The sequence below is a fragment of the Streptomyces sp. NPDC041814 genome, assembly GCF_055590565.1.
The window spans coordinates 161,777-183,859 of sequence record NZ_JBVJAM010000012.1; the positions used below are offsets into that span (position 1 = coordinate 161,777).

The following is a 22,083-nucleotide window of genomic DNA, read 5'->3' on the forward strand; positions in this document are numbered from 1 at the left end:
GTGACGGAACAAGGAGTGGTCTGCGTGGAATCGGAGTCGATCGTTCTCGACCCGACAGGTCGGGACGTGCACGCGGAAGGCGCGCGCCTGCGCCGGAGCGGCCCGGTCGCCCAGGTCGAGCTGCCCGGCGGGGTACGCGCCTGGTCGGTCGTCGGCCACGACGCGCTGAAGGAGGTGCTGAACGACGACAGGTTCGCCAAGGACGCCCACAAGCACTGGCCCGCCTTCATCAACGGCGAGATCGGCGAGGACTTCCCGCTGATCGGCTGGGTCATGATGGACAACATGACGACGGCGGACGGCGCCGACCACGCCCGGCTCCGCCAGCTCACCGCGAAGGCGTTCACGCTGCGCCGTTCCGAGGAGATGCGGCCCCGCGTCGAGCGGATCACCGCCGAACTCCTGGACGATCTGGCCACGAGCGGACCCGACGAGGTCGTGGACCTCAAGGACCGCTTCGCCTACCCGCTGCCGACCCGGGTCATCTGCGAACTCTTCGGGGTCCCGGAGGACCGCCGCCGGGACGTCATGCGCGGCGGCGAGGTCAACACCGAGACCACGATCTCCCACGAGGAGGCCGTCGCCAACGTCGAGCAGTGGCACCAGGCCATGTACGACCTGGTCGCGTTCAAGCGCCGCGAGCCCGACGACGACCTGCTGAGCAAGCTCATCGAGGCCCAGCAGGAGGACGGCTCACGGCTCAACGACTCGGAGCTGGCCGGCACCCTGCACCTCATGCTCGGCGCCGGCTCGGAGACCACCACCAACCTGATCAGCAAGGCCGTGGTCGCCCTCCTCACCCACCCCGACCAGCTCGCCCTCGTCCTCTCCGGCGAGGTGCCGTGGAGCGAGGTCATCGAGGAGACCCTGCGGGTGGAGTCCCCGATCGCCCAGCTGCCGTTCCGGTTCGCCACCGAGGACATCGAGATAGCGGGCGTCACCATCCCCAGGGGCGACCCGGTCCTGACCGGTTTCGCCGCCTCCGGCCGGGACGCCGCCCGGCACGGGGACGACGCCGACCGCTTCGACATCACCCGCGCCGACAAGCGCCACCTCTCCTTCGGCTACGGCGTCCACCACTGCCTGGGCGCCCCGCTGGCCCGGATCGAGGCCCTCGTCGCCCTGCCGGCCCTCTTCGAACGCTTCCCCGACCTGTCCCTCGCCGTCCCCGCCGATCAGGTCCGGCCCGCCGGCACCTTCCTCCTCAACGGCGTCGACACCCTGCCGGTCCACCTCAAGCGGCAGTAACCCGCAGAACCGTGGCCGCCGGTGCTCCCCCTCATCGGCGGCCACCGGAAGGCGGGCCGGCCCCCGGGCCGACCCGCCTTCGCACTGCCGTCCGCCCCGGGAAGGCACCCGCCGGCGCGTACACCGACAGGCCCTAACCCGCCAGGTTGATCACCCGGCGCCCGACGCGTCCCGCCTCCGCCGTCAGGTCGTCGCCCCAGCGCTTCCACAGCCCGGACAGGCGGGAGGTGATCACCACCGTGTCCACCGCACCGTCCGCCAGCGGCGTACGGAGCCCGATGCAGTGATGGCCCTCGTGCGCACCCCCGGCCAGGGCTGCGTCCAGCAGGTCCCGGTCGAACTCCACCAGGACCGACGGCGGAAGGTCCGGCGGAATGTCACCGCCCGACCCGAACACCGCGATCCGGCTCCCGGCGGGCACCTCCCCGAGCGACGCGGCCAGCTCACCGGCGACGGACGCCCCACCGACCTCGGTGCTCCACGCCTCAAGCGCGCGGTACTCCTTCTCCCAGTCCCAGAAGGGCCGGGTCCAGCCGACCAGGGCCCAGCCCAGTTCCATCGCGGGCTCCGGGTGCTTCGCCAGGATCTGGGCCATGTTGGAGATGAACTCGTTGAACGAGACCTCCATGTTCCGCTCGTGCGACGACTCGATCACCCAGCCGTCGTACGTCGAGTGGAAGGCCACCCCGTTCCGGTACAGCCGGTAGCCGAGCTCCAGATCCTCCCCGCCCCAGCCGCTGATCTGCTCGTCGAACCCGTCGATGGCCCAGAAGGCCGCCCGGTCCACCGAGAAGTTGATGGTGAAGAGCATGCTCCACGGCGTCCGGCGGCGCGAGAGGTCGAAGCCGCACCCCGTGAACTGCTCGTGCCGGATGTCGCGGAAGGCCGGATCGTCGCGGAAGCGCTCCCACACCGCCTCCGGCTCGCTCAGGTCCAGCGGACCGGCGAGCTGGTGCATGGGGTCCGAGGGGTTGTAGCCGAACGCGTACCCGATCACCGCCCGGGGCTCCGCCGCGTCGTGCACGGCGAGGTGGGAGCGCAGGAAGTCCGGCCCGACCATGGCACCCGTGTCCAGGAAGACCAGGACCCGGCCGGTCGCCAGCCGCGCCCCCTGGTTGCGGGCGAGCGCGATGCGCGCGCCCCGGTCCTCCTGGAAGCGGTACCGGATGCGGAGCAGGCCGGTGAACTCCCGTACCACGTCCGCCGTCCCGTCACTGGAGCCGTCGTCGGAGACGATCACCTCGAAGTCACCGGCGGGCACGGTCTGCCGGGTCAGCTGGTGCAGGGTGTCCCTGAGGAGATCCGCCCTGTTGTACGTGGGAATGACCACGGAGGCTTTCGGAGCGGCGTCGTTCTCGTACACGGGGCCTCCGCGGGGGCTGAGTCGCTGGCTGCCGGCGGACCGGCCGGGGTCCTGGCACCGACCGCTGCGGGCGTCGGCAACCACGCCCGACGCTACCGAGATCGCGTCGGGCGCCCAACTCCCTGCTTGCTCAGTCGAGATCCACGAAGTGGCGCAGCTCAAGCCGGCCGATACGGGCCATCGGGTGCTGCCGCGCCACCTCGACCGCCTCGTCCAGGTCCGCGCACTCAAGGATGTCGAATCCCACGATCACGTTCTTGGACTCCGCGAACGGGCCCGCGGTACGCAGCAGCTCCCCCGCCCGCACCCGGACCGTGACGGCCTCTTCGACCGGCGCCAGGGCGCTGCCGGTGACCCGCCGTCCGGCGGCGTCGTTCTCGGCCGCCCAGGTGTCGCAGTCGTCGGTCCGGTCCTCGTCGGGCTCGGAGTCGGTACACACGAACATCATGAACTTCACGCCACGGTCCTCGATTCATCCCGGGGGCCCCACGGTGGGGCCGGGCCGAATCCTAAGGGCCGGCACCGACAGCGGCGGTCGTTCCCGGACAGGGCAGCACCCTGAAAGTGGCCGCCGCGAACGCGGCGCCGACAGGATGGCGCCCCTGTTCCGTGACGAAGGCGTGAGAAGGAGGTGATGGCATGTCCCCGAGACCGGACGTCATCGTGGTGGGAGCGGGATCGGCCGGCTGCGTGGTGGCGAGCAGGCTCTCCGAGGACCCGGACCGCTCGGTGCTGCTCCTCGAAGGAGGACCCGACCGGCGCGCCCCCGGACTTGCCCGCGCCATCGCCTCCCGCAACGGCATCGGCATCTTCGCCCACCACCAGGCGTTCTGGCCCGACCAGCGGGCGACCCACCTGGCCGGCGGGCGGCTCGGCTGGTACCTGCGCGGCTACGGGGTCGGCGGGTCGTCCTCCGTCAATTCGATGCTCGCCCTGCCGGGCCTGCCCCGGGACTACGACCGCTGGGCCGACGAGCTCGGCTGCCCCGGCTGGTCCTGGGCGGACGTGCGGCCCTGGTTCCAGCAGCTGAAGCCCCACCTGGCGGCCTCCACGGAAGCCGAACTGACACCCCTGGACGCCGCGTTGCTGGCGTCGGCCGCCGAACTCGGCCTCAAGCGCGACCTGGACACCTTTGACGACCCGTCCGACGGGGCCGGCGTGCTCCTGCGCAACGCCACGGCCCACGGCAGGCACTCCAGCGCCGAGCACCGGCTCCGGCCCGCGATGAACCGGCCGAACCTCACCGTCCGCCCCGGCACCCCCGTCGAACGGCTGCTGTTCGACGGCACCCGGTGCGTGGGCGTACGGACGACGGCGGGCGAGGATCTGCACGCGGACGAGGTCGTCCTCAGCGCCGGTGCCATCGGGAGCCCCGCAGTGCTGCTGCGCTCCGGCGTCGACCGCCCCGGCATCGGCCACCACCTGCGCGACCACCCGGCCGTATCGGTCGGCCTGGTCCTGCGCCCCGGACACCGGGAGGCGCGCGCCGACCTCCCGTGCATCGGCACCGTCCTGCGCACGTCCTCGGAGGAGGGGCACGGCGACATCCACCTCCTGCCGATGCACGGCGACTCCAGCGGGGGCGGCGAGGTGCACGGTGTCCTCATGGCCGCCCTGATGACCTCGCGCTCCGACGGCACCGTCCGGCTCGACCCCGACGACCCGTCCGGCCCGCCCCGGATCGACCTGCGCATGCTGGAGGACCCCGCCGACCGGCGCGCCATGCACGAGGCGCTGCGCTTCCTGGTCCGTGCGCTGCGGAGCTCCGCCTTCGCCGAGGTGGTGGAGTCGGTACGGGTGGACGACCGGGGCAGCGCGCTCACCGCCCTGCTGGACGAGGACTTCGCGGACGCCTGGCTGCCGGACCACGTCGGCGACTACTTCCACGCCACCGGAACCTGCCGGATGGGCCCGGCATCCGACCCCGGGTCCGTGGTCGACCTCGAAGGACGGGTGCACGGCCACACCGGCCTCCGGGTCATCGACGCGTCGGTCATGCCGGACACCCCGTCGGCCAACACCCACACCCCTACGGTCATGATCGCCGAGCGCCTTTCCGCCGCGATGCGCGGCCGGCCCTGGTGACGACCGCCCGGCCTTCTCGCCACGTGCTCGATCCGCCCGCGCCCGGCCCGAACGCGGTCGGTCCGGAAGGTGCGGCCCGCACCCCCGGAATGTGACGGTTGACGCACAGCACGGCCGGCCCCTCCGCAGCGCTCGCGCGACGGCCGGAGGACCTTGCCCGGCCACCACGGCCCAGCCTCCAGGGAGCACATATGACCACGCAGACCGCCCCGATCAGCGGCCCCGTAGCCGACGAGGACAAGGCGGAGGTCGCCGGACTGCCGCGCCGCATCGTCGAGGCGTGGGCGCGCTACGACGCCGACGCCTTCGCCGCCGTGTTCACGGACGAGGGCACCATGATCCTGCCCGGCGTCTTCCAGAAGGGCCGCGAGTCCATCCGCGCGTTCACCAGCGCCGCCTTCGCCGGCCCGTACAAGGGCACCCGCGTCGTCGGCACCCCGATCGACGTCCGCTTCCTGTCGCCCGAGGTCGCCGTCCTCATCACGCGCGGCGGGATCTGCGTCGAGGGCGAGACCGAGCCGTCCCCCGAGCGCGCCGTGCACGCGTCCTGGCTGGCCGTGAAGCAGCCGGACGGCTGGCGGCTCGCCGCGTACCAGAACAGCCCACTGAACAACGCCTGACGCAAGCGTCCGCGCCCGGACCGGGAGGTCCGGGCGCGGACGGCTGTTCAGGCGCGCCGCGTAACGGCTCTGGCGGGTACCGGGGGAGCCGCCTCCGCGGTCTCCACGGTGAACGCCCGGGCCGCCCGCTCGCAGGTCTCGAAGAGCCCTTCCTCGCTGTCGGCGCCGAGCACCAGGTGGAAGTACCAGTCGGACGGGCCCGAGATCCGGGCACGGTCGCCCACCTCGCGCCTCCGGTGCCAGGCCACCGCGCCGGGGAACGCCGCGAGTTCGTCGTCGCCCGGCATCGACACGATGACGCCCGGGGCGGCCGGCCGGATATGGAGCCCGCCGATGTGCGGCCACGGCGCGCCCGGCAGGGTCACCGACCCCGTGTGCGCCGCCTCGGCGATCAGGTCGGACGTGGAACGCCCGTGGTACGCGCCGATCATGAGCTGAATCCACCCGCCTCCCGGCCGCGCGGCAACCTCGGAGAACACCAGCTCGCCGTCCTCCCGTACGAAGACTTCGAGGTGGCTGGGCCCGTCGTGGATGCCCAGCGCCGGATTGAACCGCTTGTGCATGTCCTTGATACGGGCGTACAGCTCGGGATGCTCCGCGGGCGCGAGGACCAGCGAACCGTCCAGGGCGCCGCCCAGCACCTGCATCCTCGGGTACAGATAGCGGTGCACGACGAAGGTGAGCGGTTCGCCGCCGGACCAGATCGCGTCGACGGCCAGTTCCTCGCCCGGCACGAACTCCTCGACCATCAGCTGCCCGGCCCGCTGCCCCACCTCGAACTTCAGCCCGGCCGCGACCGCGCCCAGCTCCTCCCCGCACTCCACCTTCTCCGTGGCGCTCGCCCCGTACCCCGCCACCGGCTTCACGATCAGCGGCGCGGACAGCTCGCGCGCCACGGCGGCCACCGCGTCCGCGTCCTGAGGGTCCGCCAGCGAACGGAACCGGGTCACCGGCACGCCCGCCGCACCGACCAGCTCCTTCATCAGCCGCTTGTCCCGCAGCGCGACATGGTGGCGCGCCCCCGGCGCCGAGGGGTCCAGCAGCAGCCGCAGATAGCCCGAGCCGAACTGGCTGCGCTCGTCCTGGTTGTGCACTTGGACGACCGGGGGACAGGTCTGCCGCAGGTCCACGGCGACGGCGGACAGCTCCGCCAGCGAGTCGAAGCCCGACACGGTGTACACCTTGCGGCACCGGCCGAGCAACCCCGGGTCGGGGCTCTCGTACAGGACGTCGGCCCGCTCGATCACCAGGCAGACCTCGGCGGTCCGTGCCTCGTGGTCGAGGAGCGCGGCGAGCAGCTCCGGCTGGTACTTGCATACGACGATGGTGCGGTCCCTCGTACGGTCACGACGCCCTGCGTTCATCGGTCTCCTTCCGGTCCAACAGGTCTGCGACGGCCCGCCGGTCCGCCTTGCCGCCCGGCAGCAGCGGCAGGACGGGCAGGGCCGCGACACGGTCGGGCATGCCCTCGCCGAGCGCCGTGCGCAGCGGACGGCGCAGCGCCGCGGCGGCGGCCGGTCCGAAGCCCTGGACGGCCAGGACGACATCGCCGTTCGCGAGCTGGACGCAGCACGCCGCCGTCACCCCGGCGAGTCCGGCCGCCGCCGCCTCGGCGCGCGCCAGGTCCACGAACACGCCCCGGCGCTTCACCAGCGAGTCCAGCCGCCCGACGACCACCAGATTCCCGTCGTCGTCCAGCACGCCCCGGTCCCGCGTAAGGAAACGGGTGACCCCGGACCCGGGGGCGTAGCGCAGGCGTTCCGCGTCGTCCGGCCCGCAGGTGCCCGGCAGGTAGCCGAGCGAGCCGTCGGGCGAGGTGATGACGATCTGCCGCACCCCGTCCCCCACCGGCCCCATGCCCTCCGGGTGTTCGAGCGAGAGCACCGTGCCGTCCAGCGGCCGGCCCACGGGCAGCAGACCGGGGCCGCAGTCGTGGGGCACCCGGTGGTGGAACTTGGCGAGCGTGGTCTCCGAGGGCCCGTACAGATTGACGACCTCCGTCGACGGCGCGGCCGTCCGCCACCGCCGAACCAGCCGCCCGTGCAGCGGCTCGCCCGCGAACAGCGTCCAGCGCAGCGAGTCCACGGACCCGCCGGACCCGTCGGCGGCGAGCCAGCGCGCCGCCAGGCTCGGCACCGCGTGCACCACCTCCACGCGGCGTTCCGCGAGCCAGCCCACCACCGCGGCCGGGGCGGCGCGCACCGTCCGCCCGGCGAAGTGCGCCTCGCCGCCCGCACACAGCGGCAGCAGCAGATCCCGGAAGACCACGTCGAACGACGGCGACGTCAGCACCGCCACCCGGGTGCCCGGTCCCGCGCCCACCGCGGTGATCTCCCAGTCGATGAACGCCAGCAGCCCAGCGGCCCGCCCGACGATCCCCTTCGGCGCGCCCGTACTGCCCGAGGTGAAGACGACGTAACCGGCGCCCGGCGGCAGCACCCGGGGAGCGGGCTCACCCGTCCGCTCCGCCTCCCCGGTCTCGGACCGCAGCACGGCGGCGGGGCGGGCCGCCGCGAGCAGCGCGCCGGTGCGCTCGACCGGCTGGTGCACATCGACGAGCAGCGGGACCAGACCCGCCGCCCGCGCCCCGAGGAACGCCGCCGGCCAGCGCGCCCCGGGACCGGCGAACACGGCGACCAGGGCGCCCGGCTCCAGGCCCAGCGCCGTGCACCGGTCCCGCCAGCCGAGCACATGGCGCCACAGCTCCCGGTAGGTGGTCCGGCTCGTATCCGTCACCAGGGCGGGGCGGCCCGGGTGACCGGCCGCCACGCTCCGGACTCGGGCGACGACCGGGCATTCCGCGCCAGCGCCCACCGGTTACCGGCCGCCGGCCCGGTCGACCCGCCCGGCCAGCAGCCCGGCCAGCTCGCCGAGGGACGGCATGTCGAAGACATCCGCGAGCGTGCACTCGACGCCCAGCCGCTCCTCCAGCGCCACGGCCATCTCCGTCGCGGCCAGCGAGTCGAAACCGGCGGCCACGGGGTCGAGGGTGTCGTCCACCTCCCCGGCGAAAACCTGCCGGGCGGCGTCGAGGACCTCGTCCCGTACCCGCTGTGCGAAGTCGTCCTGCGTCGTGGTCACGTGTCGTCCCTCCAAGGGCGATCGGGGTGGGTTGCGAGGTGGGAGACCAGGGCGGCGAAGTCGGCGGTCCAGCGCTCGGCCGTACCGCTCCGCAGCCGCTCGGGGGCGTACTCGAAGCAGCCGCGCAGAGCGCCGGACGGGGTGTCCCACATCGCCCAGATGCAGAACCCGCCCCGGTCCAGCGGCATCTCGTGCCGCATCGTGACCTGCTCGACCCGCCCGGCGAACTGGATGTCGTCGTCCCCGACGACGGGCCGGGCGTAGTTGAAGAGGAACATCATGTTCTCCGGCTGCGCACGCGGCCGCATGAAGTCCGGGTTGTCGCGCTCCAGCTCCCGGTGCGGCAGGGGATGCCGGGACGCGTCGAGGCAGGCCCGGCGAGCGCTCAGCAGCACGTCCCGGTAGGTGACGCAGCTGCTCAGGTCCACCCGGAGCGGCAGCACGTCCGCGAAGAACCCGACGGTGTCGTAGAAGGAACGGTCGTCGCGGGCGGCCGTGTTGGTCATCAGCGCCGCGTCCGGGACACCGGTGATCCGCCCGGCGAGCAGCACACCCGCCGCGACCAGCACGTGCCACGGCGTACCGCGCACGCTCCGGGCCACCGTGCGGACGGCGTCCATGTCCCGCTCATCGAGGTCGAACACGGCGTTCCCGTAGACAGCCCCGCCCCGGTCGGCGCTCCCGACCTCCTCGGCGGCGGGGGCGAAGATCTGACCGCCCGCCAGCTCCGCCTTCCAGAAGTCGCGGATGGCCCGGGCCTTCTCCCCGGCCAGCCCCTCCTGCTGATGGGCCGCGTACTCCCCGTAACTCCGGACCGGCGGCAGCTCCGGCGCCCCGCCGCGCACCCGGGCCCGGTAGCAGGCCGCGAGATCGCGGCGCAGGATGCCGGCGGACCAGGCGTCGACCGCGAGGTGGGACGAGAGGACGGTCAGCACCGCGTCCTCGTCGTCGAACCGGTACAGCACCGCCCTGAGCAGCGGGGTCTGCGCACGCGGCATCGTCTCCGCGTGCAGCTTGACGAGCAGCTCCTCGGCCGCGTCCTCCCGCGACTCGCCGGGCCCGGGCACCAGCACCTGTTCGGTGAACGGCACCGGGGCCGGCGGCAGCACCGACTGGTACGCCTCCCCGCCGTCGCAGCCGCAGGCCAGGACCGTACGCAGCGACTCGTGGCGGACCACCAGGTCGTCCAGGGCTCCGCGCAGCGCGCAGGAGTCCACAGAGCCCCGGATTCGCAACGCCGTCACGGCGATGAACTTCGACAGGTCGAAGCCGTCGCGCTCGTTGGCGCAGCACATGGCCAGCTGGGCGGAGAGCGGATAGCGGGCGGCTTCCTCGACGTCTCGCATGGGCAACGCCTCCTCATCGGAACGGCGAAGCTAGGCGCCCCGCGAGAAGCCGGACAACTCCGAGCTTGCCCGTACGCGTGGGGCCCGGATGCCCGTGCCGGGCCGCGCACGCGAGAAGATGCCCGGCCGCCGGGCCGGACCTAGGTTGGCCGTCCACCAGAGCCGTCAGGGAAGACCGACGCACGGGCGACAGAAGGCAGGCCATGTCCGCACTTAGTCCGTTGACCTTCGCCAAGAGCCTCATACCCGAAGCCGGCGCGCAACGCGTCTACGTCACCTCGTCGTTCGTGGGGACGGTCGGCGGCGGCATCATGATGCCGATCAGCGTCCTCTACTTCACCCGGATCGTGGGGCTCCCCACGGCCCGGGTCGGACTCGCGTTCACCGTGTCCAGCCTGATCGCCATCCTCGCCTCCATGCCCGCCGGCACCCTCGCCGACCGCGTCGGCCCGCGCCGGGTCGTCATGGGCTCGCTCGCCGGACTCGGCGCGTCCGGTCTCGCCTACCTGGCCGTCCAGGGCTTCTGGAGCCTGCTGGTCGTCAACGCGTGCATGAACATCAGCTTCGCCGCCTACTTCCCCTCCGTCGGCGCCCTGCTGCGCCGGGTCGGCGGCGAGAACACCGTCACCATCCGCTCGCAGTCCCGGGCGGTCTCCAACATCGGCGTGGCCCTCGGCTCCCTGATCAGCGGCGTCGGCATCCAGATCGGCACCGAGACCGCCTACCAGGTCCTCATCGTCCTGTTCGGCGCCGCCCAGACGGCTGCGCTCCTCCTCCTGCTCCGGGTCCCCGACTACCGGCCCCTGCCGCAGCCCGCCCCGGCCCCCGGCACCGGCAAGGCGCCCGCCGGAGCCGGCCGGAGAGCCGCGCTGCGGGACACGGCGTTCGTCCTCTACGCGCTCGTCGGCGGCGCGATGACCATCCAGGTCCTCGTCCTCGAAATCATGATCCCGGTCTGGATCGTCTCCCACACCGACGCCCCCACCTGGGGTGTCACCGCCGCCTTCCTCATCAACACCGCCTTGGTGGTCCTCCTCCAGGTCCGGCTCGGCGGCGGGGTCCAGACCCTCACCGACGGAGGCGCCGCCCTGCGCCGCTCCGGCACCGCCCTGCTGCTCGGCTGCGCGGCCATCAGCCTCATGGCCGGGATGCCCGCCTGGGCCGCCGTGCTCGCCCTCGTCGCCGGCATGGTGCTGCTCACCCTCGGCGAGATCTGGTACTCCGCCGGCTCCTTCGCCTTCGAGTTCGGCCTGCCGCCGGCCCACGCCCAAGGGCAGTACCAGGGCCTGTCCGGCACCGCGTCCTCGGCGGTTCGCGCCGCCTCGCCGGTCTTCCTGCTCGGCGTCGTACTCGGCCTCGGCAGCCTCGGCTGGATCGGCCTCGGCGTCATCATGCTCCTCCTCGGGCTCACCGGCCCCGCCCTGGCCCGGTTCGGGGCGCGGACCCGGCCGGCCGAGGCGGACGACACCGCCGTCCCGGCACCGCACCACGCCTGAACAAGGGGGAAACATGGCCACGAGTACACCGCCCCGCCGCCCGGAGACGGCGATGCCCCCGCTGGACCGCACGGACCTGCACCCCTCGGTGGGCGACCCCGTCCTGACGTCCATGACCACGCTCAACGACATCGCGGGACGCTTCCCCGACGCCGTCTCCTTCGCCGCCGGACGCCCCTACGAAGCCTTCTACGACGCCGAGTCGCTGCCTCGGTGGCTCCGCCGCTTCCAGCTCCACCTGGAGCAGGACCAGCACCGCACCCCCGCCGAGATCAACCGCACCCTCTTCCAGTACGGCCGCACCAAGGGGTTCATCCACCACCTCGTCGCCCGCCAGCTGGAACAGGACGAGCACATCACGGTCGACCCGGAAGCGGTCCTCGTCACCACCGGCTGCCAGGAGGCCATGGTCCTCGCCCTGCGCGCCCTGCGCCGGGGCCCCGAGGACGTCGTGCTCGCGGCGCTCCCCGCGTACGTGGGATTCCTCGGCGCGGCCCGACTGGTCGACATGCCCGTCCACGGCGTCCGCGAAGACGCCCACGGCATCGACCCGGACGACCTCGTGACCCGCGTCCGGCTGCTGCGCGCCCGAGGGCTGCGGCCCCGCGCCTGCTACGTCGTCCCGGACTTCGCGAACCCGAGCGGCGCGACCCTCCCCGAGGAGCGCCGCCGCGCGCTCCTGGACATCGCCGACCGCGAGGATCTGCTCATCCTGGAGGACAACCCGTACGCGTTCTTCGGGGCGGACGGGAACCGGCGGCCCACCCTCAAGTCGCTCGACCGGACGCGGCGCGTCCTCCACTTCGGCTCCTTCGCCAAGACGGCTTTCGCGGGCAGCCGGGTCGGCTACGTCGTCGCCGACCAGCCGATGACCGACGGCACCCTCCTCGCCGACGAACTGGCCAAGCTCAAGAGCATGCTCACCCTGAACACCTCCACGGTCTCCCAGGCCGTCATCGGCGGCTACCTCCTGGAGCACGGCTGCAGCCTCGTCCGGGCCACGGAACGCGAAAGGGCCGTCTACCGGCGCAACCTCACCGCCGTACTCGACGGCCTGGACAAACGCTTCGGCGACGACCCCACCGTCACCTGGACCACCCCACGCGGCGGAATGTTCACCGTCCTCACGGTCCCCTTCACCGCCGACGAGGCGACCCTTGAACACTCCGCCCGCGCCTTCGGAGTCCTGTGGACCCCCATGCACCACTTCTACGGAGGCGGCGGCGGACACCACCAACTGCGCCTTTCCTTCAGCGTCCTGGAACCGGACCGCATCGAGACGGGCCTGGACCGACTGGCGGCACTGATCGCCGAGCGGAAGCAGTTCCAGGCAAGCGATTGCCTGGGACGCGCCGCCTAGAGGTACAGCTGAGGCCACGCCGGATGGGGGGTTGGCTGTACCCGCAACTTTCCTGCGGACCTCCTGTTGATAAGCATCTGAGGGCTATACGTTAAGTGCGCCGAATGCCGTTCCGGCATTCTGCGCTTCTCGCTGCAGGGGGGCACACGTCGATACACGCTGAGGTGCGAGCATGGGGCGCGACTTCGGGGAAGAGCCGAACCAGGACGGCGACGAGATTGTTGTCCTTGAGGGTGCGGTCAGCGAAAAGACCATCGATTCCCCGTCAGTGATTTGCGATGTGAATCTGGTGGTGCGGAAAGGCATATTCCTGGCAGTGATGGGGCCCCGGGAATCGGACGGGAAAACCCTGTTGCGATGTATCGCCGGGCAGGTTCGGCTGACCACCGGATTCCTGTGGCGTGCCCCCGAAGCCCACGATGCGCTGCTTTGCGGCGGTGAACTGAATGAGCGGGCACTCGCCGGGCCGCCCCGGCTCCTCCTCGTGGACGGCGCCGGCCCGGCGTCCTGCGCGCTGATGCGTGCGGCCGTGGACGACGGCCGGGCCGTCGCCGCCGTGGTGACCACCGAGGACGTGACGGGCGCCGCCGCCGCGGACGCCGTGCTCCTCCTGCGCGGGGGGCGCGTGGTGGACCTGGTGGCCGGGGGGGACCCCGATCGGATCCGGCAGTGCCTCAGACGGGTGGGCGGAGAGCCTGGGACGTGAGCCTCGGCCCGGCCAGAGCGAGCAGCGCGTCCGGCTGGTGCAGGAAGAAGTGGTCGCCCTCCAGCTCGAACGACTCGAAGGACCCCGTGGTGTGCCGCGCCCACAGCCGCACCTGGTCGTGCCCGGCCTCGGGATCGGCCGTACCGGCGAACGCGGTGACCGGCACCGGCACCCGGGCGTCGTCGGCGGGCACGGAGTCCTCGGCCAGGGCGAAGTCGGCCCGGATCATGGGCAGGAGGAGCTGCAACACCTCCTTGTCGTCCAGCACCTCGGGCGGTGCCCCGTTCATCTCCCGTATTTCCGAGACCAGTTCGTCGTCGGAGAGCTCGTGCCGCAGCACCCGGCTCGGCTGCGGGGCACACCCCGACAGGAAGAGCCGGCCCGGCGTCGGCGCGCCCGACTCGGCCAGATGGCGGGCGAGGGCGAACGCGATCTGCCCGCCCATGCTGTGCCCGAAGAACGCGAACGGGAGGTCGAAGCGGGGCGCCAGATGTTCGGCCAGCGCCGGCACCAGGGCGTCCGCCCGGGTGAACGCCGCCTCGCTGTAGCGCTCCTCACGGCCCGGCAGCAGCACCGGGCACACCTCGATCCGCTCGTCCAGACGGCTGTGCCAGCCGCGGAAGATGCTGGAACCGCCGCCCGCGTACGGGAAGCAGAAGAGCCGGACCGCCGCATGCGGGCGGGCGGGCCTGGCGACCGCCCACCGGGGGGCGCGCGAACGGGACTCGTGCAGGGACATGCCTGTCACCTTTCCAAGGGGTCGGTGGCGGGAGCGGACGTGAGCGCGGGCTCGGCCGGCGGTTCACCCGTCACCCCGGTGAAAGCGCGCAGAGCGGGACTGAGCGCCGCCCCGGCACCGGCCAGCACCAGCACGGCGGAGCAGCCGAGAACGGCCCCGCGCCAGCCGATGGTGTCGACCAGCACGCCGCCCATCAGCGGCCCCGCCGCGCCCGCCACGCCACCGGTCAGCCCGAGCGCGGCACTGACGCGCCCGCGCAGCCGGTCCGGCGTCGACGCCATCTGGTAGGTCACCACGGCCGTTTGCACGGTCGGCGCGAGGAACGAGACCGTGCCGAGCACCGCGCCGAACAGCAGGGCGTCGGCCTTCATGGTCAGCAGCGGGGTGAGGGCGGCACTCGCCCAGGCCAGCACCAGGATCGCGGTCCTCGGCGTCACCAGCCGTTGGAAGCGGGGGGCGAGCAGCGCCCCGGCGAGCCCGCCCGCCCCGGTCAGCACGCCGATGAGGCCGATCTGCCCGGTGGGCACCCCCGCCCGGTCGGCGGCGGCCAGCACGATCAGGTACAGGGCGTTGAAGCAGATGCTCGCCATGACCGCGACCAGCAGGCTCGCCCGGATGACCGGATTGCGGGCGATCCAGCGGACGCCCTCCCCGACCTCATGGACCAGCGAGCGCCGGCCGGGCGGCGGACGGTGCGCCTTGATGCGCGTGCACAGGATGAGCAGGCCCGACAGCCCGTACGTCAGCGCGTTCGCCAGGAACGGAAGCGCGCAGTGGGCGCTGAACAGGACGCCGCCGATGCCGGGACCGGCCAGCGTGGCCACGTAACTGCGCGCGGCGGTGACCGCCACCGCCGTCGACAGCTGGCTCTTCGGCACGACCTGGGGGAGCACCGCCTCCTCGGCCGGGGCGAACAGCGCGGCGGCCGCCCCGTCGGTCACGGCGACCAGGAGCACCAGGCCGAACCCGGCCGATTCGTGCAGCAGGGCCACCGCCAGCGCGATGATGGCCGGGAGCCGGGCCAGCTCGCACCACAGCATGATCCGCCGGCGGTCCCAGCGGTCCGTCAGCGCCCCGGCCGGGACGAGGACGACGAGCCGGGTCACGGCGCTCACGGCACCGGCCGCGCCCGCCTGGACGGCGGAGCCGGTCAGCGCGAGCACCAGCAGCGGGACGGCGAACACCGATATCTGCGCGCCGAGTTCGGAAAGGACCTGGCTCGACCACAGCAGGTTGTAGTTTCTGTTGCGGAAGAGCGGCGTGGGTGCCTGAGAGGTGTCCAGCGTCGCTGTCCTTCCTGTGTGCGTGCCCCGGGCGGCCAGGTGCATGCTGGCACCCCCCTCAGCGGCCGGACAGGGCTTTAAACCTGGCCGCAAACGCACTGGTGAGGCGGGCTGCACGGGCCTCCGGCCGGCACAGAACCCCAGATGGTGGTGCAGGCTTCACCCCGGTTCGGGTGCGCGGTGTACTGACCCGGACCCCCCGGCCGGGCAGCATGGAGGGGACGGCGCGGGGGACCGCGTGACGAGCACGGAGCGAAGTAGGAGTTCTCATGGCACGTTCGACCGACTACGACGAGGACCGCGCCTCCAGGAAGGCCAGGGGAGCGTGGTACGTGCCGCCGCTGCTGGTGTTCTTCGTCGGCGCCATGCTCACGTCCGTGGTCTCGCACGCCGTGGACGACGGGGCCTACACCGCCGTGATGAGCGCGGGCTTCGCCCTCGACGCGATCGCGGTGATCTGGGCGGTCATCCGCTGGCGCCGGTCCGCGAGCTGACAAAGCACTCAGGGAGAGAAAGCTGTATGAAGTCGTCACTGGGCATGCGGACGCGCTTATCGGTACGGCACCGGAGGTGGACCGGGCTGCTGGCCGGCGGGATCATCGCCGTGCCGGCCGCACTCGGACTGACCGCCTGCGATTCCGCGCAGGACGCGCTGGATCGGGGCGACCTGTGCCTCGACATCCTCGACGTCGCGCTCTTCGACCCGAACCCGTCGAGTGCGGACGAGGCCCGCAAGGACGTACGGGACCGGGCCGACAAGATCGACAAGATCGCCGAGAAGGCGTCCGACGACAAACTGCGCGACGCCGCGGAGAAGGCCGCGAAGGAACTGCGGGCCGCCGCGGACGAGGACCTGAAGGCCGGGTCGGTCTCGGAGTACGTGTCGGAGCAGAACGGGCGGCTGAAGTCGCTGCGCAAGACGTGCACCGACATCGGTGACTTCGGCTGAGACCACCACCGCAGAGCCGGGAAGTCCGGCACCCCGCGAGACGTCCCCCGCGTCGCGGAGTCCGTACTTCCCCCCAAGGGCGCCCGGGACATTCGTCCCGGGCGCCCTTTCGTTCCGCCTAGCGCGACGCCTCGCCGGTGATGTCGTTGCCCAGGTACGCGAGGACCGCCAGGACGCGGCGGTGGACGCTGGTGCCCTCCGCCGGGAGGTTCAGCTTGTCGAAGATCCCCCGGATGTGTTTGCTGACGGCCCGCTCCGTGACGAACAGCTTCTCGGCGATCGCCGCGTTGGCCAGCCCCTGGGCCATCAGCTCCAGCACCTCCTGCTCACGGGCCGTCAGCCCGTCCAGCGACCGCGTCGACGCCCGTTGCTGGATGATCTCGTTGACCACCTCGGGGTCCAGCGCCGTGCCGCCCTCGGTGATGCGCTCCAGGGCCTCCAGGAACTGCTCGACCCGGCCCACCCGGTCCTTGAGGAGATAGCCGATCCCGCGCGCGCCGAGGGCCAGCAGCTCCGCCGCGTAAGCCTGTTCGACGTACTGCGAGAGCACGAGAATGGGCAGGTCCGGGAATTCCTGCCGGGCCGCGACCGCCGCGCGCAGGCCCTCGTCGCGGAAGCTCGGCGGCAGCCGCACGTCCAGGACCGCCGCGTCCGGCCGGGTGCGGCGCAGCATCGGCATGATCTCCGGCCCCGACACACACGTCGCCACCACCTCGTGGTCGTTGTGCGTCAGCAGCAGCGTCATCCCCTCCCGGAGCAGTGCGTTGTCCTCCGCGATCAAGATCCGCATGGCAGCTCCACCTTCATCCTCGTCGGCCCCCCGGGAGGGCTGGTGATCTCGGTCGTGCCGTCGAGCGCCGCGACCCGGCGGCGTATGCCGAGCAGCCCGCTTCCTCCGTGTTCCTCGGCGCCGCCGCGCCCGTTGTCGGTGACGACGACCTGAAGTGTCCCGTCGGCCCTGGTGAAGCGTACTGAGGCATGGGTCGCCCCACTGTGCTTGCGGATGTTCGTCAGACACTCCGCGATCACGAAATAGACAGCGGCCTCCACGGCCGCAGGCAGCCGGTGACCGATCTCCACGGCCGCCAGATTCATCTCCACCGGGATGTCCGCGGAGACCGCGAGCGTGCGCACCGCCCCGGCCAGGCCGCGGTCGGTGAGAACCGGGGGATGCACCGTACGGACGATGCCCCGCAGCGCCGCCAGCGTGGCGTCGATCTCCTCCTGGGCCTCGTCCAGCCACCGCGTCGCGGTGTCCGGGTCGCTCTTGACCCGCTGGCGCGCCAGCCCCACCCGCATGGACAGCGCCACGAGCTGGGCCTGCACCCCGTCGTGCAGGTCCCGTTCGATGCGGCGGAGCTCGGCGCTGTGCGACTCCATGGCCCCGGCGCGGGACTCGGAGAGCTCCGCCACACGTTGGCCGAGTTTCGCCGATGGCGACGGCTTCAGCAGCGCGGCCGTCCACCGGGCCTGGGCGTCCGCCAGATGCTCGAACACCGGCAGCAGCAGGGCGCGCGGCGGCTCGGGAGCCTCCTCGAAGGCCGAGGTGTCCCGGCGTTCACCCGTACGGCGGAACGCGGCCGCCGTGCCGTCGACGAGCAGCGCCACCGGCCACAGCACCAGCACGACCGCGCTGAAGCCGAGGATGCTGAGGGTCGCGTACGGCAGCCAGAGCGCGTCCCGCCACGTGCCGGGGTCGGTGAGCGCCAGGCGCACCCGGTCGCTGGGTGAGCCGTCCAACGGCAGATAGAGCTCCGGAATCGGCTTGCCGAGCCAGCCGCCCGCGCGCACCCGTTCGTATCCGGCGAACCGGCGCAGGATGCGCACGATCTCCGGCCAGGCCGGCGCGCCGATGAGGAACAGCGTGAAGAACACCCCGGTGGGGACCGCGAAGCAGCCCAGGAACGCGGTCATGGCCACCGGCAGGCCGAAGAAGAGGTGGCAGGACGCCTGCCAGGACCGCTGGAGCTGGGAGGAGAGGTACGCCATGAAATCACCGTAGTTGGCCGCAGGGGTCCCGGTCGGTGGGCTCATCTGCCCAGAGCCGGGTGGTGCTGGCTGAACCCGTACATGGGTGAGTGCTCCATCGTGTCGCCCCTGGTCGCGGACCTACAGTCGCCACAGATGCAAGATCCTTCCTCCGATTTCCCGGGGAAGGACGAGGCGAGGCACGGAACGACTCGGTCGGCGGCCGCGACCCGGAAGGCGAATCAATGGCACTTCGCATGGGGAGAAGGAACCCCGGGCCCGCCGGCCCGGCGCGCGCGGCAGGCCACGACATGGCGGGCGCCGGCGCGCTCACCCTCGAATCCGTCACCCGGCGCTACCGGCGCGGCGGACAGGACTTCCACGCGCTGGACAACGTGAGCATGGAGGTGCCGCCGGGCCGCTTCCTGGCCGTCATGGGCCGCTCCGGCTCCGGCAAGACCACCTTCCTGCAGTGCGCCGCCGGGCTCGACCAGCCCACCTCCGGCACCGTACGGGTCGGCGGCACCGACCTCTCGCAGCTCTCCGAGGCCGCGCTCACCCGGCTCCGCAGGGACCGGATCGGCTTCGTCTTCCAGTCCCTCAACCTCGTACCGTCGCTCACCGTCGGCGAGAACACCGCCCTGCCGCTGCTGCTGCGCGGCATGAACCCGCAGGACCCCGCCGTGCGCGAGCGCGCCCTCAGGGTGCTGGCGGCCGTCGGCCTCGGCGACCGCGCGGACGACTCCCCGCTCCGCCTCTCGGGCGGCCAGCAGCAGCGCGTGGCCATCGCCCGCGCCCTGGTCACCGACCCGGCAGTGATCTTCGCCGACGAACCGACCGGGGCGCTCGACCCGGTCACCGCCCGCGAGGTGCTGCGGCTGCTGCGCGAGGCCGTGGACGGGTCGGGCCACACCGTGGTCATGGTCACCCACGACCCGCAGGCCGCCGCCTGGACCGACGAGGCGATCTTCATCGAGGCGGGGCACATCGTCGCCCGCGAGGACCGCCCCGAGCCGGAGACCGTGGCCCGGCGCCTCGCCGGGCTCGGGGAGCGATGACCGTGGCCGTCGACACCCTGCCGCCCGCCGGCCGCACCGGAGCCCGGAAGCGGCACGGGGAGTCGGTCGGGCGCGTCCAGCGCACCGCCCGCTTCCTCGCCCGCCGCTCCATGCGGCTGCACCGCAAGGCGTGGGCCGCCGTCTTCGCTGCCCTCGTGCTCACCGCGCTCCTCCTCGGCAGCTTCGCCCTGGCCACCCTGTCGGCGTTCGTGGGCCACGCCCACGTCGAGCGGTACGCGGCGACCACCGCCGTCGTCGCCGCCGACCAGACCACCCGCTACCGGGCCAAGCCCTGGGGCGACCCGATGACCACGGTCACCCAGTCGCTCACCGAACGCGTCCGCGTCCCGGCCGCCGTCGTGGACCGGCTCGCCGAGGTGCCCGGCGTGCGTGCCGCCGTCCCGGACAGTAGCTTCCCGGTCGCGCTCGCCCGCGCCGACGGCCGGGGCGTGCCCGGACCGGACAGCGACTCCGGGACCGCGCCCGTGTACGGCCACGGCTGGCCGACGGCGGCGCTCGCCCCGTTCACCCTGCGCACCGGCAAGGCGCCCGCGGGGGCCCGCCAGGTGGCCGTCGACGGCGAATTGGCCGCACGCGCGGGCGTACGCCCCGGCGACCGGCTGCGGCTCCAGATGCTCGGCGCGCCCGCCGACTACGTGGTCTCCGGCATCGTCGCCCCGAAGGGCGAGGCGGACGACGCCGGGCTCGCCCACCAGGGCGCGGTCTTCTTCACCGAGGGCGAGGCCGCCCGGCTGTCCGGCCACCCCGGCACCGTCGACGCCATCGGCGTGCTCGCCGACGACGGCGTCAGCGTGCACGAGCTCTACCCCGGCCTGCGCAAGGCCCTGGCCGGTGAGAAACCGGCCCGGGACGCCGTCGCCGGCAGCCGGGACCCGCAGGACAGCTCGCTGCTGCGGGTGCTGACCGGCAACGGGCGCGGCCAGGCGGAGTTCCTGGACGCCGCGCCGAGCCGGTCCAGCCTGCTCAACCTGCTGGCCATGCTGTGCGCGACCGTCATCATGATCGCCGTGCTCGTGGTGGCCGGCACGGTCACCCAGGCGGTCCACCAGCGGGCCCGCGAGCTGGCGCTGCTGCGCGCGGTCGGCGCGACCCCCTGGCAGCTGCGGGTGACGGTCGGCCGCGAGGTGACCGGCGTCGCCACCACGGCGGCCGTGGTGGGCGCGGTCGGCGCCGTCCCGGTCTTCCTGATGCTGCTGTGGATGCTGCGCGACCGCGGCGCCGTCCCCGTCGGGCTCGACCTCCCGGTCCTGCCCTGGATGTTCGCGACCCCGGTCCTGACGGCCGTCCTGACCCTGGTCGTGGCCCGGGTCGCGGCCGCCCTGGCCTGCGGCCGCATCGCCAAGATCCGTCCCGCCCAGGCGCTCGGCGAGGCCCAGAGCGAACCGGGGCAGCCCGGCCGGGGCCGCACCGTGACCGGCCTCGTCGTGCTCTTCGCCGGCCTCAGCTCCGCGGGCACCGCGGCCCTGCAGTCGGGCGAGCTGGCGGCCATGGCGGCGGGCAGCGCGGCCCTCGCCCTGGTGATCGCCTGCGCGCTCCTCGGCCCCTGGATCGCCCGGGGCGCCATGCGCCTGCTCGCGCCGCCCGCCCGGAAGCTCGGCGGCGCCGGGGGCTACCTCGCCGCCGCGTCCACCACCGCGAACTCGCGCCGTCTGGGGGCGGCCATCACCCCGGTCGTCCTGGTCGTCGCCTTCGTGGGCGTCCAGCTCGCGGCGGGCGCCACGATGGACCACGAAGGAAGCGCCCAGGCCCGGCAGGCGATGCGCGCCGACCTCGTCGTGACCACCGAGGACGCCGGACTGCCCGCGGGGGCCGCCCGCCGGGTGGCCGCCGTGCCGGGCGTCGAGGCCGCAACGGGCGCCCTCCACAGCACGGTCGTCCTCGCCAGGAAGGAGGCCGGTGACCCCGTCCTCGAACGGCTCCCGGTGGTGGGCATCACGCCCGCCGCCCTGCCCGCCACGCTCGACCCCGACGTCACCTCCGGCTCCCTGAAGGACCTGCGCGAAGGCACCGTCGCGCTCGGCTCGGCCCGGGCCGACGCCCTGGACGCCGGGGTCGGCTCCACGGTGCGGCTGCGCTACGGCGACGGGGTCACCGCCTCCCTGCGGGTGGTCGCGGTCTACGAACGGGGCCTCGCGCTCGGCGACTTCCTGTTCGCCCGCGAGGCGCTGGCGCGGCACGTGACCGCGCCGCTGGACACCCGCATCCTCGCCCGGGTCGCCCCGGACGCCGACCGGGAGGACGTGCGGAAGGCGGTGGACAAGGCGCTCTCCGGTGCCGTGCTCGGCGCGCGGGTGACCGCGCACCCGAGCCTGGAGCACCTCCAGTCCGAGGACCGGGGTGTGAGCCAGGTGCTCACCGCCGTGGCCGTCGCGGTCGTCGGCGGGTTCACCGTCATCGCCGTCCTCAGCACCCTGGTGCTCATCGTCATCGGACGCCGCCAGGAGCTGGTCCTGCTCCGGCTGGTGGGCGCGGGGCGCGGCCAGGTCCGGCGCATGCTGCGGGTCGAGGCGGCGATCGTGATCGTCGCCGGACTGGTGGTCGGCGAGCTGGCCGCCCTGATCCCCCTCACCGCGTTCAGCCTGTCCGTCACCGGATCGCTGCCCTATCTGCCGCCGGTCCAGGTGGCGGCCATCGTCCTGGTCGTCGTCGTGACCGTGGCGGCGGGCATCCTCCTGCCGGCCCGTCCGGCGCTGCGCCGCCGTCGTCCGGCGGCCCTGCAACGCTCCTGACTCACCGTCATCTCCTGTGCGGCCGCCGGCC

The 22,083-nt window shown here is 73.0% G+C and carries 20 protein-coding genes; 10 read left to right on the forward strand and 10 right to left on the reverse strand.

Annotated features, from left to right (window positions below; translation table 11 throughout):
* Positions 1–1,248, forward strand: a complete 1,248-nt coding sequence (locus tag ACZ6C6_RS27825; RefSeq protein WP_469206426.1) for a cytochrome P450 family protein — start codon at positions 1–3, stop codon at positions 1,246–1,248.
* A gap of 133 nt (positions 1,249–1,381) precedes the next feature.
* Here the strand turns inward: ACZ6C6_RS27825 and ACZ6C6_RS27830 are convergent, their stop codons facing one another.
* Positions 1,382–2,611 (reverse strand): glycosyltransferase, encoded by a 1,230-nt coding sequence (locus ACZ6C6_RS27830; protein ID WP_469206428.1) that lies wholly within the window; start codon positions 2,609–2,611, stop codon positions 1,382–1,384.
* Between the two features lie 130 nt (positions 2,612–2,741).
* Positions 2,742–3,059: a YciI family protein gene (locus ACZ6C6_RS27835; RefSeq protein WP_469206554.1), complete on the reverse strand. Its 318-nt coding sequence runs from the start codon at positions 3,057–3,059 to the stop codon at positions 2,742–2,744.
* Between the two features lie 191 nt (positions 3,060–3,250).
* Here ACZ6C6_RS27835 and ACZ6C6_RS27840 point away from each other — a divergent pair, with 191 nt between their 5' ends.
* Both ACZ6C6_RS27840 and ACZ6C6_RS27845 read left to right on the forward strand, forming a co-directional pair.
* Positions 3,251–4,696 carry a GMC family oxidoreductase gene (locus ACZ6C6_RS27840; RefSeq protein ID WP_469206430.1) on the forward strand — a complete coding sequence of 482 codons (1,446 nt, stop codon included), beginning with the start codon at positions 3,251–3,253 and terminating at the stop codon, positions 4,694–4,696.
* A gap of 191 nt (positions 4,697–4,887) precedes the next feature.
* Positions 4,888–5,316, forward strand: coding sequence for an SgcJ/EcaC family oxidoreductase (locus tag ACZ6C6_RS27845; RefSeq protein WP_469206432.1), 429 nt, complete (start codon positions 4,888–4,890; stop codon positions 5,314–5,316).
* Between the two features lie 47 nt (positions 5,317–5,363).
* On the opposite strand, the gene ACZ6C6_RS27850 is transcribed toward ACZ6C6_RS27845, so the two are convergent.
* The 4 genes from ACZ6C6_RS27850 to ACZ6C6_RS27865 are packed head-to-tail and all read right to left on the reverse strand — an operon-like array spanning position 5,364 to position 9,743.
* Positions 5,364–6,680 (reverse strand): ATP-grasp domain-containing protein, encoded by a 1,317-nt coding sequence (locus ACZ6C6_RS27850; RefSeq protein WP_469206435.1) that lies wholly within the window; start codon positions 6,678–6,680, stop codon positions 5,364–5,366.
* On the reverse strand, positions 6,661–8,085 hold the full coding sequence (locus tag ACZ6C6_RS27855) for an AMP-binding protein (RefSeq protein WP_469206437.1): 1,425 nt from the start codon (positions 8,083–8,085) through the stop codon (positions 6,661–6,663). Before ACZ6C6_RS27855 ends, ACZ6C6_RS27850 begins: the two co-directional genes overlap by 20 nt.
* Before the next feature lie 48 nt (positions 8,086–8,133).
* Positions 8,134–8,397 (reverse strand): acyl carrier protein, encoded by a 264-nt coding sequence (locus ACZ6C6_RS27860; protein ID WP_469206438.1) that lies wholly within the window; start codon positions 8,395–8,397, stop codon positions 8,134–8,136.
* Positions 8,394–9,743, reverse strand: a complete 1,350-nt coding sequence (locus ACZ6C6_RS27865) for a condensation domain-containing protein (RefSeq protein ID WP_469206440.1) — start codon at positions 9,741–9,743, stop codon at positions 8,394–8,396. Before ACZ6C6_RS27865 ends, ACZ6C6_RS27860 begins: the two co-directional genes overlap by 4 nt.
* 203 nt (positions 9,744–9,946) lie before the next feature.
* Here ACZ6C6_RS27865 and ACZ6C6_RS27870 point away from each other — a divergent pair, with 203 nt between their 5' ends.
* The 3 genes from ACZ6C6_RS27870 to ACZ6C6_RS27880 all read left to right on the forward strand — a co-directional run bounded on the left by ACZ6C6_RS27870 (position 9,947) and on the right by ACZ6C6_RS27880 (position 13,305).
* A complete protein-coding gene (locus ACZ6C6_RS27870) occupies positions 9,947–11,239 on the forward strand; it encodes an MFS transporter (protein WP_469206442.1) in 1,293 nt (430 codons plus the stop codon).
* Positions 11,240–11,252: 13 nt separating this feature from the next.
* Positions 11,253–12,599, forward strand: coding sequence for an aminotransferase-like domain-containing protein (locus ACZ6C6_RS27875; protein WP_469206443.1), 1,347 nt, complete (start codon positions 11,253–11,255; stop codon positions 12,597–12,599).
* 172 nt (positions 12,600–12,771) lie between these two features.
* Positions 12,772–13,305, forward strand: coding sequence for a hypothetical protein (locus tag ACZ6C6_RS27880; RefSeq protein WP_469206445.1), 534 nt, complete (start codon positions 12,772–12,774; stop codon positions 13,303–13,305).
* On the opposite strand, the gene ACZ6C6_RS27885 is transcribed toward ACZ6C6_RS27880, so the two are convergent.
* Positions 13,274–14,044, reverse strand: coding sequence for a thioesterase II family protein (locus ACZ6C6_RS27885; protein ID WP_469206447.1), 771 nt, complete (start codon positions 14,042–14,044; stop codon positions 13,274–13,276). The two genes, ACZ6C6_RS27880 and ACZ6C6_RS27885, sit on opposite strands and share 32 nt — an antisense overlap.
* A 5-nt stretch (positions 14,045–14,049) precedes the next feature.
* Positions 14,050–15,372, reverse strand: coding sequence for an MFS transporter (locus ACZ6C6_RS27890; RefSeq protein ID WP_469206449.1), 1,323 nt, complete (start codon positions 15,370–15,372; stop codon positions 14,050–14,052).
* Between the two features lie 224 nt (positions 15,373–15,596).
* Here ACZ6C6_RS27890 and ACZ6C6_RS27895 point away from each other — a divergent pair, with 224 nt between their 5' ends.
* Together ACZ6C6_RS27895 and ACZ6C6_RS27900 are read left to right on the forward strand one after the other, a co-directional pair.
* Positions 15,597–15,821, forward strand: coding sequence for a hypothetical protein (locus tag ACZ6C6_RS27895; protein ID WP_469206451.1), 225 nt, complete (start codon positions 15,597–15,599; stop codon positions 15,819–15,821).
* Between the two features lie 26 nt (positions 15,822–15,847).
* Entirely contained in the window at positions 15,848–16,276 is a 429-nt protein-coding gene (locus ACZ6C6_RS27900) for a hypothetical protein (RefSeq protein ID WP_469206453.1), read from the forward strand.
* A gap of 118 nt (positions 16,277–16,394) precedes the next feature.
* Here ACZ6C6_RS27900 and ACZ6C6_RS27905 read toward each other — a convergent pair whose 3' ends face one another.
* Entirely contained in the window at positions 16,395–17,066 is a 672-nt protein-coding gene (locus ACZ6C6_RS27905; protein ID WP_469206455.1) for a response regulator transcription factor, read from the reverse strand.
* Positions 17,054–18,265, reverse strand: a complete 1,212-nt coding sequence (locus ACZ6C6_RS27910; RefSeq protein WP_469206457.1) for a sensor histidine kinase — start codon at positions 18,263–18,265, stop codon at positions 17,054–17,056. The genes ACZ6C6_RS27905 and ACZ6C6_RS27910 overlap by 13 nt, the downstream gene beginning before the upstream one ends.
* Before the next feature lie 224 nt (positions 18,266–18,489).
* Here ACZ6C6_RS27910 and ACZ6C6_RS27915 point away from each other — a divergent pair, with 224 nt between their 5' ends.
* Together ACZ6C6_RS27915 and ACZ6C6_RS27920 are read left to right on the forward strand one after the other, a co-directional pair.
* A complete protein-coding gene (locus ACZ6C6_RS27915; RefSeq protein ID WP_469206459.1) occupies positions 18,490–19,302 on the forward strand; it encodes an ABC transporter ATP-binding protein in 813 nt (270 codons plus the stop codon).
* On the forward strand, positions 19,299–22,052 hold the full coding sequence (locus ACZ6C6_RS27920; protein ID WP_469206461.1) for an ABC transporter permease: 2,754 nt from the start codon (positions 19,299–19,301) through the stop codon (positions 22,050–22,052). Before ACZ6C6_RS27915 ends, ACZ6C6_RS27920 begins: the two co-directional genes overlap by 4 nt.
* The last annotated feature ends 31 nt before the right edge of the window (positions 22,053–22,083 follow it).